We start from the raw sequence: 16,273 nt of genomic DNA on the forward strand, positions 1-16,273 counted from the left end.
GCAACGAGTTGACGTAACGCAAACATTGATCTCAATATTACGTATAAATTAGATGAGATTGTAAACAAATGTGTCTGGATTTATGAAATTAGATGATTTAAACCTCTTTCGACTTGTCGTTGAAAATGGGAGCTACACCGCAACATCGCGCAAGACTATGATTCCGGTTGCGACCATTACACGACGCATCCAAGCCCTAGAAGACTCTTTGAACCTAAGGCTTCTCAATAGACACGCGCGTAAACTCTCTTTAACAGAGGCTGGCGAACGTTTTTTCAATGAATGCTCACCGTTACTACAACGTCTATCTTCTACTGCAGAAGAACTCACTGACGTGTGTAAGGGTGCTTCAGGGAAGATTCGCATTACCGCCCCCTCAAACCTGACCAAGCGCATGATGATGCCGATGTTCAGTGAATTCATGACTCAATACCCTGATATCAATATTGAGCTGATGATGAACAACCAAGCTGATCAGCTTGATCCAACTGAGTGGGATGTCATTTTCAGAGTCGGCCCGCAGCGTGATTCAAGCTTAATCGCAAGAAAGATCAGTGAAGTGAAGGATATTCTTATCGCGAGTCCTGACTACTTAGCGAAGAACCCGGCACCAAGTCATGCAGAAGAGCTCGCGAATCATTCGCTACTTAAAGGTTATCCGCTGATTAAGTGGCAGCTGAGTAATTCGAATGAAGAGACGGTCGTGAATAGCGAGAAAGGTCGTTTCAATGCGAATGCGCTTAATGTCGTAAGACAAGCCTGTTCAGAAGGCCTAGGTATCACCCTAATGCCTGACGTGATGATCCGTGAATACATTGAAGATGGTAGCTTAGTGCAAGTCTTAGAAGACTGGAGTGCTAACCCTCGTGATATTTACATGCTTTATAACCACAAAGACCACCTGCCAGAGAAGGTTAGATTGTTTATCGATTTTGTGATCGCATACCACATTCACTAAGATTCAATCCCCTCCCCCGCAAACAAAAAAACCAGAGCCGATGCTCTGGTTTTTTATTACTCATTTTTTATGAGTACGCTAAGCGCCTTCGTTATGTAACTCTAGGTTCGCGAGATCTTGTTGGATCTCACGCTCAACCTTTGAATCGTCATTACGTAAAGAGTCTAGGAAATCTAGGTACGCTTGGTCGATATCGCCCGTTACATACTCGCCGTTGAATACAGATGTATCAAAACGAGAGATGTCTTGATTACCCATACCTACTGCAGAGATTAAGTCTGGTAGCGTTTGGAAAATCAAAGCATCTGCGCCGATCTGCTTACAAATCGTTTCGTTGTCACGGCCATGAGCAATAAGCTCCGTCGCGCTCGGCATATCGATGCCGTAAACATTCGGGAAACGAACCTCAGGAGCAGCAGAAACCATGAAGACTTTGCTTGCGCCAGAATCACGAGCCATCTCAATGATCTGCTCTGATGTCGTGCCACGCACAATAGAATCATCAACCAATAGAACGTTCTTACCTTTAAACTCAGAACGAATTGCGTTGAGCTTACGGCGAACCGACTTCTTACGCTGTTGCTGACCAGGCATGATAAACGTGCGGCCAACATAGCGGTTTTTCACGAAACCTTGACGATATGGCTTATTGATCGCTTGAGCAATTCGTAGCGCAATATCATTCGATGTTTCAGGGATTGGAATTACCACGTCAATGTCTAGGTCTGCGTACTCTTCTTTAATACGCTTGCCTAACATCTCACCCATCTCAACGCGTGCGCTGTAAACCGAAATTTTATCGATGAATGAATCAGGACGAGCAAAATAAACAAACTCGAAAATACATGGGTTTAATTGTGGGTTATCTGCGCATTGTTTAGTGAAAAGCTCACCATTGAATGTTGCGTAGATAGCTTCACCTGGGGCAACATCGCGCATAAAATCAAAACCAACAGCGTCTAACGCTACCGATTCAGACGCAACCATGTACTCAGTTTTACCGTTAATTTCACGCTTACCAAGACACAGTGGACGAATACCATGTGGGTCACGGAATGCGATCATACCGTGGCCGATGATCATCGCTGTCACTGCGTAAGCACCACGAATAGTACGGTGCACGTTTGCAACGGCGCGGAACACATCTTCTGAAGTCACATTACCTTTAACAGTATCGATTTCATGAGCCAATACGTTCAGTAGAACTTCAGAATCAGAGGTTGTGTTGACATGACGACGGTCTTTTTCGAACAACTTCTCACGAACTTCACTTGCATTCGTTAGGTTGCCGTTGTGCGCCAACGTGATACCAAAAGGAGAGTTTACGTAGAAAGGCTGCGCTTCAGAAGCACTCGAGCTTCCCGCTGTAGGATAACGAACATGACCAATACCCACGTTACCTTGGAGGCGTTGCATGTGTTTTGCTTCAAAAACATCTTTAACTAAACCGTTCGCCTTACGCAGACGGAAACGATTGCTTTCTATGGTACAAATACCAGCGGCATCTTGGCCACGATGCTGCAATACCGTTAAAGCGTCATAAATAGACTGGTTTACAGGTGTTGAACCCACGATTCCAACAATACCACACATGTCCTAATCCTCGATTTTCGACATTAACTGGCGCTAAAGCGCGCCAGATAAGAAACTAGATGTTGCTTGTAAATGCTCAAAGAACGGCGCAATGATTCGGCTAAACTCCGGAACCAACTGCGAATTCTCCCACCACTCAGAACTTGGGAATGCAGTAAACGCATCCATGAAAAACAACACTGCTGAGACAATCAGAACACCACGTAAGCCGCCAAAGACGACACCGAGGATTCTGTCTGTACCCGACAGGCCTGTTTTCTGAACTAGCTGACCGATGACATAGTTAACTAAGGCACCGACAACTAACGTTGCAACAAATAATGCTGCTATCGCAGTTCCGTTTCGAAACATCTCATCTTCGATATTGGTGAAGTACATGGCTAATTTAGCGTAGTACTGGCTAGCAATAAAAAATGCTCCAAACCAAATAACAAGTGACAACGCTTCTTTAGCGAAACCGCGAACTAAACTGATCACGGCAGAGAAGCCGATCACGCCTAAAATGACAAAATCTAACCAATTCATGAATTCTTCATCTTAAGTTGGCGCGCATTTTAACAGAAAAAATGCTGACGCAAACGTTTTCTTATGGATTTAACGGTTTAAATTTGAGCAATTGGCCTTTTGAACCCGTAATTTTTTCTAATTCCTTAATTTGTCGCTCAAGTTTGGATTTAGAGACATCCGGGCCAATAATTACTCGCGTAAACGTTTTTTCTTGCTTGGTGTGAGCCTGGTAACCACGCTTTTGTAAATCCTTAACAACGTTTTTTGCGTTGTCAGCATTCTTCAAAGCCATCAATTGAATAATCCAAGCACTGTCTTGGTATTCATTTTTTTCCGGTACTGGCTTAACCACCACTGCCACTTTATCCGCTTCTTTACTATTTGAAGCCGACGCAGTTTGCTTATCTGAATTATCAACACCACTTTCAACCACTCGCTCAACCGGAGAGTCCGGCAGTGCAATCTGATCTTCAACAGGGTCGAGTACTTCAAAAACTTCTACATTACTATCAAGCTCTGGCTTAATCGGAATGCTTGCAAACTCTTCTTTATAGTGGAGCTTCTTACCATCCAGCACATCGGGCAATACAATCACACCAATGGCCACTAAAATGATGGTACCGACTAATCGGCTTTGGAATTTACTTGCCATTTAGTTTCCTTTTTTCTGCCAATGCTCCAATACTTCACCCACAGTATGGAAAGAACCGACCACCAGTACAACATCGTCACCTTTAACAGAAGCTAAAGCCGCTTCAAACGCTGCTACAGGGTTTGAATGCTGCTCTACGCCTTGAGGTAGGCTTTGACACAATTCAGCAGCTGTTGCGGCTCGTGGGCCGTTCAGCGAAGCTGGGTACCAATGTGTTGTGATTGGTGCTAATACTTCCAATGTCGCAGGGATATCTTTGTCATGAAGCATGGCGACTACAACGTGTAAATTTTTGCCTGCATACTTCTTCGTTACTTGCTGCGCAAAGTATTCAGCCGAATGCGGGTTGTGCGCAACATCAAGCACAATCACGGGTTGTTCGCTAATTTTCTGCATACGCCCAGGTAGCTGTGCGTTCTTCATACCATTAACAATGTTCACATCGCTAATGCTAAGTTCTGAAGTACCTAATGCCATCAATGCTGTTGCTGAGTTAGGTAGCGGCAGGCTTGGAATAGGCAATGATTCTAGTTGGAATGCACCACTGCGCCAGTTCCAAGTATCGCCGTCTACATCATAGGTGTATTGAATACCCACCTGATAGAACTCAGCCTTAATGTCATCAGCGTGAGCAGCAACCGTAGCTGGTGGTTTAGGTTGACCACAGATAGCTGGCTTACCGCTACGATAAATACCGGCTTTCTCAAAACCAATCACATTGATGTCATCACCTAGCCAATCAACATGGTCGACAGCCAAACTGGTAATCACAGAAACATCATGCTCAACGATATTCGTCGCATCTAGGCGTCCACCTAGACCCACTTCTAATAACACAACATCAACCGCTTCAGTTTGAAACGCACGTAACGCCGCTAAAGTCCCATATTCGAAAAAACTAAGGCTGATCTCGCCGCGCTCTTTCTCAATGAAATTGAAAGACTGAACCATCTTTTCATCGGATAGATCTTGGCCGTTAATACGAACACGTTCGTTATAGCGAATTAAGTGAGGAGAACTGTAGACACCAACTGAGTAACCAGCATCCAACAGAATAGCTTCCATTAGTGCACACGTTGAGCCTTTGCCATTGGTTCCGGCAACAGTAATAACGTGTTGAGCAGGTTTGGTGAGGTTTGCCTTAGAGGCGACGGCCTGAACTCGGTCTAATCCAAGATCAATAGCGCTTGTGTGGATGTTTGATAAATAATCAAGCCACATCTCCAAAGAGGATGTGGCTTGAGGAATAGGTTGTTGACTCATCTAACTCATAACCATGATTAAGTAGGTTTGTTAGAAGGTACTTTACCCTTTTTCTGGCGCTTCTGGTACTTCATAAGTAGCTTCATTCGGTGAATCGTTCACAGAAACTACTAATGGTGAAGGCTGGTTGGTCATTTTAGCAACAAGGCTTGCAACGCGCTGACGCATCTCACGACGGTCAACGATCATGTCGATAGCGCCGTGGTCGAGTAGGAACTCACTGCGTTGGAAACCTTCAGGAAGGTCTTCGCGTACAGTTTGTTCGATTACACGACGTCCAGCAAAACCGATAAGCGCTTTTGGCTCACCGATGTTGATATCGCCAAGCATTGCCAAACTCGCAGAAACACCACCCATTGTTGGATCAGTCATTACTGAAACAAACGGTAGGCCTTTCGCAGATAAACGCTCTAGAGCAGCACTGGTTTTTGCCATTTGCATTAGAGACATCAATGCCTCTTGCATACGAGCACCACCACTTGCAGAGAAACAAACTAAACCACAGTTGTTCTCAATAGCCGCATCTACCGCTTTCACAAAACGAGCACCAACAACAGAGCCCATTGAACCACCCATAAATGAGAATTCAAAAGCACACGCTACGATTGGTAAACCTAGTAGTTCACCTTTCATTGCGATCAGCGCGTCAGTTTCACCACTGTTCTTTTGAGCAGTAGAGATACGTTCTTTGTAACGCTTAGAATCTTTAAACTTCAGTTTGTCTTGTGGCTCAAGATCAGCACCTAGTTCAACGCGCTCACCTTTATCTAGGAATGTATCCAGACGGCGACGTGCCTTCATGCGCATGTGATGGTCACATTTTGGACACACTTCTAGGTTACGCTCTAGTTCAGCATGGTAAAGAACCTGCTCACAAGAAGTACATTTAGTCCAAACACCCTCAGGGATAGACGCTTTACGAGATGTTACGATGTTGCTTTTTTCTAAAATCTTTTCAAGCCAACTCATGGAAGACCTTTTTGTTTCGATTCTTACGCTTGATTGCGAAAGAAATAAATTTGGGAATTATGCGTGGGAATTAAAGCACATAAAACAGCGACTGTAGATAAAAAACTGGTTGTACCTATTTTCTGGCACTATTTTACGCACGAAACCGTAATATTTTTTGAACCTAAGTCTCACATTTAGTTCAAATTATCCGGTAAAAACAGAGGTCCAATTGGCTCTCGTGGTAACTCAAAATGTTCAGGATAATCAACATCTACCAGATACAAGCCTTCCGCTTTGGCGGTTGCGCCAGCCACTTTTCGATCTTTAGCCTCTAAAAGCCACTGGATCCACTCTGGTTTTTGCTCACCTTTACCTACTGCAATTAGGCTACCCGTAATATTCCTCACCATATGGTGAACAAACGCATTCGCTTTAATATCGATCACTATGTAGTGCCCATGACGAGTCACGTTTAAGTGAATCATGTTTCTCCATGGACTACGAGATTGACAATGTGTCGCTCTGAATGAAGTGAAGTCGTTCTCGCCTAACAAGTACTGACCCGCTTCATGCATCTTTTTCTCATCAAGGTGACCATGGTAATGGCTCACGCCTGAATTCAGAATGCCAGGACGTAGTGCATGATTAAAGATAATGTAGCGATAACGGCGTGCAGTTGCAGAAAAACGAGCGTGGAAATCCTCATTCACCTCTGTCGCCCAACGGACCGCAATATCTTTTGGCATGTTGGCATTCGCGCCCATTGTCCAAGCAACCATTTTACGATCAACATTAGTTTCAAAGTGAACGACTTGTCCCGTACCGTGAACACCGGCATCTGTACGACCTGCGCACATAACCTCTACAGGATGATTCGCGACAACTGAAAGAGCCTTTTCCAATTCTTCTTGGACACTTTTCACGTCTCGTTGGCGCTGCCAACCAAAGTAGTGGGTACCGTTATATTCAATACCTAAAGCAATTTTCATGTTCTTGTTCTCTTTGAAAATGGGCAAGAAGTATATACGGAAATGAGTGCTAGCCCAAATAGGATGGGGCTAAAACTGCAATAAACAATCACTACCGCCCTAGACGGTGGTTTTAAGAAGCCAAATAAAACAAAGGCGCTTGGGCTCATCTAAAAATAAAGGGTAGCCAACGCTACCCTTTATGATTTTTTTTAAATTTATCGACCGTTTAAGGTATCGATAAGATTCTTTGCCTCTCGGCGAATATCATCGCTGCCGTCAACTATCGCCTCTTCTAGAAGCTTAATTGCACCTTGCGAATCACTCATCTCGATATAGATTTTAGCCAAATCGAGCTTGCCAGCAGCTTCTGCATTGTTGTCGACATCATAGTTGCCGATATCACCGATAACATCAGGGAATTCATTGAGACCAACATCCAGCTTCAACTCTTCATCATCTGGATTAATGGCTTCTTCGCCCTCTTGCTCTACTTGAGCCATCAATTCGTCAATCGTCATGTATTGCTTATCACGACGGTTACCTGACTCTGTTAGATTATCTTGTTGACCCCAATTCTCTTCTTTAATTTTAGGTTCAGCTTGTTTTTCAGCCGATGCCCAAATCTCTTGTTGATCGTCAGGAACACTATTGTGCATGCTTGATTGCTGCTCTGGAGCTAAGTTAAAGCCTTTCCAATCTTCACCGCCAACTTCAAGCATCGCATCAATATCGAGCCCTGCACTGTCAATCGACGTCGCATCTAATGGCTTCTCAAACATATTGTCGACTGAGTCTTGTACATCTTCTGAAAGCAACTCGGCCAATGCTGTTTCATCAAAATCGTCAAAGCCTTCTAGTGGTTCGTCTTGAACCGCTGTAGGTGCTGAGTTTGATTCTAAAGGCGTTGAATTTAATCCTGAAGATGAACTCGGTGAATCATCTGGTTGTGCGAACGCTGCCAGTTCAGGTTCTTCTGCATCTGAGAACCCTGCTTCGTCCGAGAAACCCTCTGTATCGGAGAAGTCGTCAGCGTGACTAAAGCTTTGCGGATTTGAGAACAAATCATGCAGCGCATCTTGCTCTTCACCTTGCGGACTAAAAGAAGTCAGTGGTGTCGGCTTCTCTGCAAACGCATCTGAGATGGCTTCGTCTTCACCGTATTCAGGCAAATCAAGCTCATCGAACTCGACGCCTTCTTCTTCCGCTACTGGCTCTGCGCTGCTTTGTTCAATATCATCTAAAACAGAGTCTGCTTTTGCGCTTTCTTCGTCATATTCAGGAAGATCAAGATCATCGAACTCAAACTTTTCTGCCTCAGGAGCGAGATCTTGCTCTAATTGAGCTTCATCAGGCTCACTAACGACTTCCGCCAACGCGTCTTCTTCACCAAACTCTGGCAGTTCGAAATCATCAAACGAGAACTCGTCTTCGCCTTCTTGTCCTAGAACCTCAGCTTGTTCCGGAGCTTCAATTTTCGGTGCCGTTTCTGCTTGAGGTTCAGAATCAACAGCAGGAGTAACTGGTTCTGGTATTACTTCAACATCGGCTTCTGCCAATGCGTCTTCGTCATTAAACTCAGGAAGTTCGAAGTCATCAAACGAGAACTCTTCTTCGCTGTCTTGTCCTGGAACTTCAGCTTGTTCCGTAGCGTCAACTTGCGGTACCGTTTCTGCTTGAGGCTCAGCGTCTAGTTGAGAATCAACAGTAGGAGCAACTGGTTCTGGTATTACTTCAACATCAGCATCGGCTTCAACATCAGCATCAGCATCAGCTTCCGCTAGTGCATCTTCTTCATTAAACTCAGGAAGTTCGAAGTCATCAAACGAGAACTCTTCTTCGCTGTCTTGTCCTGGAACTTCAGCTTGTTCCGTAGCGTCAACTTGCGGTTCCGTTTCTGCTTGAGGCTCAGCGTCTAGTTGAGAATCAACAGCAGGAGCAACTGGTTCTGGTATTACTTCAACATCAGCTTCAGCGTCCGCTTCCGCCAACGCATCTTTTTTAGCTGTATCGTCTCCAATCAGCCAATCATTGTCTTCTGGTACACCGAACTCATTTGGAATGATTTCTGGCATATGTGCAGCACGGACTGGCTCTGGCTCTGGCTCTGGCTCTGGCTCTGGCTCTGGCTCTGGCTCTGGCAAGAATTCAACGATATTTTCAAGTTCATCGCTACCTTGAATTTTCGGTTCAAAGTCAAAATCAGAGTCTATATTCGCAGGAGATTCAACATCATCAATGGCTTCGGCTAACCAATCTTCTACCGTTTCTTCATCGTCTTCAGAGATTTCATTTAAAGACGACGGCGAAGCTTGATCTTCAGTACTCGCAGCGATGTCTTCACGCTGATGTTGTACGTCGGCTTCTTTCGGTTCTAATTCTTGTTGCTCAGTATCTTCTTGAGTCGGCTCTTCAAAAACTGGTTTGTCAAAGTCAGAATTCTCAGAGAGCAACGAGTCAATATCCAGTTCATCATCTTTAACAGACGACACCGCTTCTTCTGGTGATAATTCATGACTATCAGAAAGGTCCGTTTTTTCTGGCTCCAAAGCACTTTCGATTGATGCTTCAGCTGGCTCTTCAGTAGCTTGCAACGAATCGCTGTCATCAGAAGTCATCAACTCATCAATCAATGCTTCATCTGTTGTTTCTAGTGCGTCATCAAGCAACGCATCCGTTGCAGGCGCTACACCAAACAAGTCATCGATAAAGTCATCACGATTAAAGGCTTCATCATTTTCTGGCTTAACATCAGCACCGTCTTGAATCAGTTCTGAATCTAATGAAGCATCACCAACAAGTTCAGGTTGTGGTGTTTCAGTAATGTCCGTTATTTGCTCAGGCTCGACTTCAGAAGGCTCTGACGTTAATTGAGTATGTTCAACCTCTGAATCCTTGATAAGGTCGTCGCTGGCTTTATCAGAACCAAAGGCAGCATCTAGCTCTTTATCAAACGTCTGTTCTTCTGATTCAAGCTCGTCTTCAATACCACTTGTCAGTAAATCATCAAACGGGTCTAAAGATTCAGATTTTGGTGAATCGGCTTGGTCCGCTGAAAGCGCATCATCCGATAGCTCACTATCAAGGAAATCATCCAGTAAGTCTGTGCTCTCTGCGTCGAGTTCGAAGTCATCATCAGAATCTCCGATTAATTCATCCAGAGTTTCCGTGCTGTCTTCTGCAATGTTTAGCTCATCATCAGTCGATAAACCAGAAAGCTCTTCAAGTTCAGATAAGGCATCAAAACCTAAAGGCTCACTTTCAGGCTCATCATCCGATTCATCGCCCAGCATTTCATCAAGGAGTTCGGTCGAGTTGCTTAGGTCAACGTCATCCCCTTCCAACTGCTCATCAAGTAGATCAACGCTGTCTTGAGTCTCTTCATCAACGATTGGCTTATCAAACTGAGACAGGATGTTTTCGATATCATCATCAGACGCCAAACCATTGTTTAGGTTCGTTGCTATCTCATCGTCGCTATCGAGGTTGAAAGGATCATTCGCTTGCTCGTTCTGAGCGGCAACCTGAGCAAAGATGTCATCAATATCATCCTCTACACTAGGAGCTGCAGATTGAGTGGTCTGTTGTTCAGAGATCAGAGCATCAATATCAAAGTCGTCATTGCTTATGTCCGAAGGCGTAGCATCGCTTTGTTGTTCTGAGATAAGCGCATCGATATCAAAATCATCGGTTATTGATGTGTCGGCACTAGAAGTAGAATCATTTTGCTCTTCCGAAATCAAAGCATCGATGTCGAAGCTATCATCATCTTCGTCATCAAGAGAAAACAGGTCATCTAATAGTGACTGGTCTAATTCGTTAGAGCCTAAATCTTCAGTCTCGGATTCTTTAGATAGCAGTGCTTCAATGTCATCAGCAGACATTGCGTTATCATCTGAGAGGTCAAAATCGACTTCATCGGTATCAAGTGCGCTTTCTGCGCTTTTATCGAGCGCGCGCTCCATCTCTTCAAGACCAAGCGCTTTCTCTTCACCATTAACACTAATGCCGTTGCTGCTGTCCAAGTCCAGATCATCAAAGTTAGTGTCTAAATCACCATTTTCGCCAATGCTCGCAAATGGGTCATCATCTTCACCGTCGAGATTGAAATCGAGATCAGATTCATCCAATCCTGCAAATACATCATCTTCTTCAGCAAGAGCTTGGTCGTCAAACAACTTATTGGCGTCATCTTCAGTGCCAAACAAGTCATCGTCTAAAGACAGCTCGTTAAGGTCGTCCATCTCGTCGCCCAATGTAATAGGCGCGACGCTGCTTGGTTCAGGCTGAATCGGTTGTTCTTGAGTGTTTTGCTGTTGTTCTTCATTTTTAGAACGACGACCTATCAGCATCACGATGATCAAACCAAGTAGAAGACCCGGAATAATCGCAAGAGCCGCAACTAACCAACCATTAGATAACAGTTCATCCATGGCACTTGGTGCCATTTTTTCAATTTCGGCGTTCTTTCTACGCTCTTCATCAAGCAGCTTTTCCACTTCGCTACGAATGCGGTCTTCATCACTGAGCTCTGTTTTTAGCTCATCCACTTCCAATTGAACATTCGACAGCATCAAACGAAGTTGATGGTTTTTTTCTTCGAGTGACAGTAACTCAGTTTCTGAAAGCTCTAACTGCTTCTCAAGGTGGTTCATTTCCTTGGCACCGGTTAGCGGCTTGTTATTCACTATCTCTTGATTACCAATTATCGATTTATCGACAACTTTAGGTTCGCTAACCTTAGCTTTGGATTGTGCATTTTTAGGTGCTACATCTGGTCGACTTGACGCTTGCGCTACTTTAGGTTTTGAAGCGGTAGGCTTTGTCGCAGGAGCATCAAGCTTAGCAAGGTGCGAGTTCATGATGTTGATAGCTTGCTGCGTCGAACTTGCACGTGCTTGCTCTAAAGAAGGCACACGTAAATTACTGGCAGGCAGCAGGCTATGGATATTCTGATTTTCAAACGCTTGTGGGTTTAAGCGATAAATCGCCAACAATGTTTGTTGGACTGAAACGGAGTTATCAGGGCGTAACCTTGAAGCAATAGACCATAGCGTTTCTGAGCCACGAGTTGGACCATAGAAACGTGAAGGCTCAGCGCTATTCAATTGCGCTCTTTGAAGAGGTTCTGAAAACGTAGGCGCTGATTGTATCTGGCCATTAGGCCCTACAACTCGAATGGAATCTGCACGAACAACGGAAATCTGAGTCGCAATGATAAAGGCAAAAGGCATTAACCACGGCTTGAAAAATTGAAACATAAAAGGCTCAGCTAGGTGCTTAAATTCGGAAAAGTGATGATCTATTAAATATATCGGATAAATGACGTAAAACTATAGAGATGAAAACAAAAAATGTGTTGCAGCAACAATATTCGCAGCAATTTCACACAATTTGACTAACAATATTTTCAATCGATTAAAAAAGCCCCACTAAAGAGTGAGGCTTGATAATCAAAGCAATGAAGCTTAGAAGTAATCGCGAATCAGAACTTCAGCGATTTGAACTGCGTTCGTTGCTGCGCCTTTACGTACGTTATCAGCTACTACCCACATGTTCACGCCGCTGTGATGGCTGATGTCGCTACGAATACGACCAACCATTACGTGGTCTTTACCACCCGCATCACGAACCTGAGTTGGGAAGTCTAAAGCTTGGAATACTTCAACGCCTTCCGTGTTCTCTAGAAGCTGAATAACTTGCTCTGCACCGATTGGCGCGCGAGTTTCAACGTGTAGGGATTCAGCGTGACCGTAGAACACAGGAACACGAACACAAGTCGGGTTCACCGTGATTGACGAATCAGCAAAGATTTTCTGAGTTTCCCAAACCATCTTCATTTCTTCACGTGTGTAGCCGTTCTCTGTAAATTCATCAATCTGAGGAATACAGTTGAACGCGATCTGCTGTGAGAATGCTGACTTGTCAGCTGGCATGCCGTTAAGAAGCTTAGCCGTTTGACCTGCTAGCTCATCGATACCCGGCTTACCTGCACCAGACACAGATTGGTAAGTTGAAACGTTAATACGCTCAAGACCCACTTCATCGTGAATTGGTTTAAGTGCTACTACCATCTGAATAGTAGAGCAGTTAGGGTTCGCGATGATGTTGCGGTTACGGAACTCAGCAATCGCTTCAGGGTTCACTTCTGGCACAACCAGAGGAACATCATATTCGTAACGGAAACGTGATGTGTTATCGATAACCACCACACCTTCGTCAGCCGCGATTGGAGCCCAACGTTCTGAAAGCTCGCTACCTGCAGAGAAAAACGCAATATGTACTTGAGACCAATCGAAGTCTTCTACGTTTTGTACTTGTATTGTTTTGCCGTTAAAACGGGAAGTTTTGCCTTCACTACGTTCACTTGCTAGTAAGTGCATTTCACCGACAGGGAATTTACGCTCTTTAAGTACTTCAAGAATGGTTTCACCAACCGCACCAGTCGCACCTAAAATAGCAATATTAAATTCTTGGCTCATTGTTTCTCTCTTTTATAAAGTTGGCTTTACCATAAAACCGAGTTTAGATAACGGCGTTAAATTACAAGATTCGTCGCCCGTTAACTCGACTGCACTGTACTCTCTGCGGTCCCAATATTCTTTACGCATCTTGTCAAAAGAACCCGGCGTAGAGATATTGCGACGGAATAAGGCGTCGTCTTTGCGCACATCATAGATCAACTGAGTCAAATTGTGCAGTGTTGCTTCATCCCAAGCTCTATCTAATTTCATTTGAGGCACTGGGGCTGTCGGCAGAAGATCGCTTGCATAAGCTCGTAGCTCTGTACCCAAGAACTCACAATAACTGTTGAAGATCATCGTAGTACCACGTGCTTTACCCTCTAAACCGTAGCCCGCTACGTGAGGAGTTGCAAAAGCAAGCAGTGGAAGTAGCTCAAAATCGACTTCAGGTTCAAACTCAAACACATCAAGAACGGCAGTAAAACCATCGGCTTTTTGCAAGCGAGCTTTTAACGCTTGGTTATCAACAACTGGGCCACGAGCTGCATTAATCAAAATTTGATCAGCACGTAAGTTGTTCAGCACTTGCTTATTGATCAAGTGATGCGTTGGGAACTCACCCGTTTTAGTAATTGGTGTATGTAGAGTGATCACGTCCGATTGCTCAAGCAGTGTCTCTAATTCAGTAAACTCACGAGTATCACCCTCTTGTTGTTTTAGAGGATCGTTCAGCAGAACTTTGATACCAATACCTTCAAGGCACTTCGCTAAGTAGCTACCTACCTGACCACAACCGATAATACCGACCGTTTTATCGAATACAGAGAAGCCTTGTTGCTGCGCAAGTACCATCATTGCGCTGAAGGCATACTCAGCGACACCCACCTTGTTACAGCCAGGCGCTGCAGTAAAGAAAATGCCACGCTCTTTCATCAATGCTTGGTCGACATGGTCCATACCTGCCGTCGCAGTGCCGACAAACTTCAGCTTATTGGCTTTGCTAATCAATGACTCATTCACCTTGGTGACAGAGCGAATCATCAATGCGTCTACGTCAACTAGGTCGTCAGCCGTTAATGTGCGACCAGACTTCATTGTCACTTCCCCTAGCTGGCTAAATAGCGCTTCAGCATAAGGCATATTTTCGTCGATTAAGATTTTCATTTGGCGAGTACTTTAGTTGGGGTCTATCGACCTAAATGTGAATTGAAATGATTGTGCAAAATTCCACACTCGGTGTCGAGTAGCAAATGGAATACATTATATATAAAGGGCTACGTTGGCATTTATCACACCATATCCCAAAACCGAATCAACACTGAAGATTGTGTAGCCCAGAAACGAAAAATGCCCGATTGAATAAACAATCGGGCAAACATCCAGAACAAAAGGATCCTATCTCGCTCTCCAGGAGACAGAGTCTTGCGTCTGTTCAACCAGTACTAACCAAAGTCACTACTGGTCAAGCTCTGGAAACCTTTTAATTTCTAAACCCAGATTTAAAAAGTCATGTTCAAAAAAACACGTATAAAACCTACATTTAAAAAGCTTTGTTCTGTTGGTCATAGTTAGTGGGCAACCTATGCGTTTTGAGTCTGCACTCACGTCACCCATTAACGATTAACCTTTATTAATTTAACCTTAGCTTCAATTAGCCTTGGTATTTTTTGATTACTAGCGTTGCGTTCGTACCGCCGAAACCAAAGCTGTTAGACATAACCGTTGTTAGCTCTTGTTCACGAGCTTCCGTTACGATGTCTAGGCCTGCGCCCGCTTCGTCTAGGTTTGCAACGTTAATGCTTGGTGCGATGAAGCCGTTATCAAGCATTAGCGTTGAGTAAATTGCTTCGTGTACACCAGCCGCACCTAGAGCGTGACCTGTCATCGCTTTAGTTGCTGAGATTGCTGGGCTGTTTCCGCCAAAGACTTCTTGGATTGCGCCAAGTTCTTTAACGTCACCAACAGGAGTTGAAGTACCGTGAGTGTTCACGTAGTCAACGCCATCAACGTTTTGCATTGCCATCTTCATACAACGAACCGCGCCTTCACCAGAAGGAGCAACCATGTCGTAGCCATCTGAAGTTGCGCCGTAACCCACGATCTCGCCGTAGATTTTTGCGCCACGAGCAACAGCGTGCTCAAGCTCTTCGATAACTAGCATGCCGCCGCCACCAGAGATAACGAAACCGTCACGGTCAGCATCGTAGGTACGAGAAGCAAGTTCAGGAGTGTCGTTGTATTTAGTAGAAAGTGCGCCCATTGCGTCGAACATCATAGTCAGAGACCAATCCAGTTCTTCACCGCCACCAGCGAATACAACGTCTTGTTTACCCAGTTGGATAAGCTCCATTGCGTGACCAATACAGTGTGCAGATGTCGCACATGCAGAACTCATAGAGTAGTTCACGCCACGGATTTTGAATGGTGTAGCAAGACAAGCAGAAACCGTAGAAGCCATTGTACGTGGCACCATGTATGGACCAACGCGCTTCACGCCTTTCTCACGAATGATGTCTACTGCGTTTACTTGGTTTAGAGATGAAGCACCACCTGAACCCGCTACGATACCCGTGCGGTCATTAGATACTTGATCTTCAGTTAAACCAGAATCAGCAATTGCTTGCTCCATTGAAAGATAAGCGAATGCCGCTGCATCACCCATAAAGCGCATTTTTTTGCGATCGATATGGTCAGCAGGGTTCATTTTTAGGTTACCCCAAACTTGAGAGCGCAAGCCATTTTCCTTGAACTGCTCTGAAGCGGTAATACCAGATTTACCCTCTTTCAGTGATGCTAAAACTTCTTCGACGTTGTTACCGATACTTGAAACAATACCCATACCGGTGATTACGACTCGTTTCATGTGACATTCCTATAATTCTAAATTCAGCTAGATGATAACTAAGAAGCCTAACAA

At 44.5% G+C, this 16,273-nt stretch carries 11 protein-coding genes; 1 reads left to right on the forward strand and 10 read right to left on the reverse strand.

Annotated elements, in window-relative coordinates; translation table 11 throughout:
- Nucleotides 1-82 precede the first annotated feature (82 nt).
- The gene (locus tag M4S28_RS12820; protein WP_004734167.1) at nt 83-958 is read left to right on the forward strand and encodes a LysR family transcriptional regulator; all 876 of its coding nucleotides are present in this window, start codon (nt 83-85) and stop codon (nt 956-958) included.
- A 78-nt stretch (nt 959-1,036) separates the two neighbouring features.
- Here M4S28_RS12820 and purF read toward each other — a convergent pair whose 3' ends face one another.
- The 10 genes from purF to fabB all read right to left on the reverse strand — a co-directional run bounded on the left by purF (nt 1,037) and on the right by fabB (nt 16,219).
- A complete protein-coding gene (gene purF / locus M4S28_RS12825; RefSeq protein WP_004734166.1) occupies nt 1,037-2,551 on the reverse strand; it encodes an amidophosphoribosyltransferase in 1,515 nt (504 codons plus the stop codon).
- A gap of 33 nt (nt 2,552-2,584) precedes the next feature.
- A complete protein-coding gene (locus M4S28_RS12830; RefSeq protein WP_004734165.1) occupies nt 2,585-3,076 on the reverse strand; it encodes a CvpA family protein in 492 nt (163 codons plus the stop codon).
- Between the two features lie 61 nt (nt 3,077-3,137).
- A complete protein-coding gene (locus M4S28_RS12835) occupies nt 3,138-3,710 on the reverse strand; it encodes an SPOR domain-containing protein (protein WP_004734164.1) in 573 nt (190 codons plus the stop codon).
- A complete protein-coding gene (gene folC, locus M4S28_RS12840) occupies nt 3,711-4,973 on the reverse strand; it encodes a bifunctional tetrahydrofolate synthase/dihydrofolate synthase (RefSeq protein WP_249631918.1) in 1,263 nt (420 codons plus the stop codon). It abuts the gene before it with no gap.
- Between the two features lie 42 nt (nt 4,974-5,015).
- Nucleotides 5,016-5,942 (reverse strand): acetyl-CoA carboxylase, carboxyltransferase subunit beta, encoded by a 927-nt coding sequence (gene accD / locus M4S28_RS12845; protein WP_004734162.1) that lies wholly within the window; start codon nt 5,940-5,942, stop codon nt 5,016-5,018.
- A gap of 176 nt (nt 5,943-6,118) precedes the next feature.
- Nucleotides 6,119-6,913, reverse strand: coding sequence for a tRNA pseudouridine(38-40) synthase TruA (truA, locus tag M4S28_RS12850; protein WP_004734161.1), 795 nt, complete (start codon nt 6,911-6,913; stop codon nt 6,119-6,121).
- A gap of 197 nt (nt 6,914-7,110) precedes the next feature.
- Nucleotides 7,111-12,153 carry a FimV/HubP family polar landmark protein gene (locus tag M4S28_RS12855; RefSeq protein WP_249631919.1) on the reverse strand — a complete coding sequence of 1,681 codons (5,043 nt, stop codon included), beginning with the start codon at nt 12,151-12,153 and terminating at the stop codon, nt 7,111-7,113.
- A gap of 207 nt (nt 12,154-12,360) precedes the next feature.
- Complete coding sequence (locus tag M4S28_RS12860; RefSeq protein WP_004734159.1) at nt 12,361-13,374, reverse strand: aspartate-semialdehyde dehydrogenase; 1,014 nt, start codon at nt 13,372-13,374, stop codon at nt 12,361-12,363.
- Between the two features lie 12 nt (nt 13,375-13,386).
- Nucleotides 13,387-14,520: a 4-phosphoerythronate dehydrogenase gene (locus M4S28_RS12865; RefSeq protein WP_249631920.1), complete on the reverse strand. Its 1,134-nt coding sequence runs from the start codon at nt 14,518-14,520 to the stop codon at nt 13,387-13,389.
- 487 nt (nt 14,521-15,007) lie between these two features.
- Nucleotides 15,008-16,219, reverse strand: a complete 1,212-nt coding sequence (fabB, locus tag M4S28_RS12870) for a beta-ketoacyl-ACP synthase I (RefSeq protein ID WP_010436883.1) — start codon at nt 16,217-16,219, stop codon at nt 15,008-15,010.
- Nucleotides 16,220-16,273 lie beyond the last annotated feature (54 nt).

This window comes from Vibrio sp. J383, from assembly GCF_023503985.1.
Lineage (GTDB): Bacteria > Pseudomonadota > Gammaproteobacteria > Enterobacterales > Vibrionaceae > Vibrio > Vibrio splendidus.

Excerpts from the sequence above, each read along its gene's own strand:
- M4S28_RS12820 (WP_004734167.1), top strand. The coding sequence starts at position 83 with ATGAAATTAGATGATTTAAACCTCTTTCGACTTGTCGTTGAAAATGGG.
- purF (WP_004734166.1), bottom strand. The coding sequence starts at position 2,551 with ATGTGTGGTATTGTTGGAATCGTGGGTTCAACACCTGTAAACCAGTCT.
- M4S28_RS12830 (WP_004734165.1), bottom strand. The coding sequence starts at position 3,076 with ATGAATTGGTTAGATTTTGTCATTTTAGGCGTGATCGGCTTCTCTGCC.
- M4S28_RS12835 (WP_004734164.1), bottom strand. The coding sequence starts at position 3,710 with ATGGCAAGTAAATTCCAAAGCCGATTAGTCGGTACCATCATTTTAGTG.
- folC (WP_249631918.1), bottom strand. The coding sequence starts at position 4,973 with ATGAGTCAACAACCTATTCCTCAAGCCACATCCTCTTTGGAGATGTGG.
- accD (WP_004734162.1), bottom strand. The coding sequence starts at position 5,942 with ATGAGTTGGCTTGAAAAGATTTTAGAAAAAAGCAACATCGTAACATCT.
- truA (WP_004734161.1), bottom strand. The coding sequence starts at position 6,913 with ATGAAAATTGCTTTAGGTATTGAATATAACGGTACCCACTACTTTGGT.
- M4S28_RS12855 (WP_249631919.1), bottom strand. The coding sequence starts at position 12,153 with ATGTTTCAATTTTTCAAGCCGTGGTTAATGCCTTTTGCCTTTATCATT.
- M4S28_RS12860 (WP_004734159.1), bottom strand. The coding sequence starts at position 13,374 with ATGAGCCAAGAATTTAATATTGCTATTTTAGGTGCGACTGGTGCGGTT.
- M4S28_RS12865 (WP_249631920.1), bottom strand. The coding sequence starts at position 14,520 with ATGAAAATCTTAATCGACGAAAATATGCCTTATGCTGAAGCGCTATTT.
- fabB (WP_010436883.1), bottom strand. The coding sequence starts at position 16,219 with ATGAAACGAGTCGTAATCACCGGTATGGGTATTGTTTCAAGTATCGGT.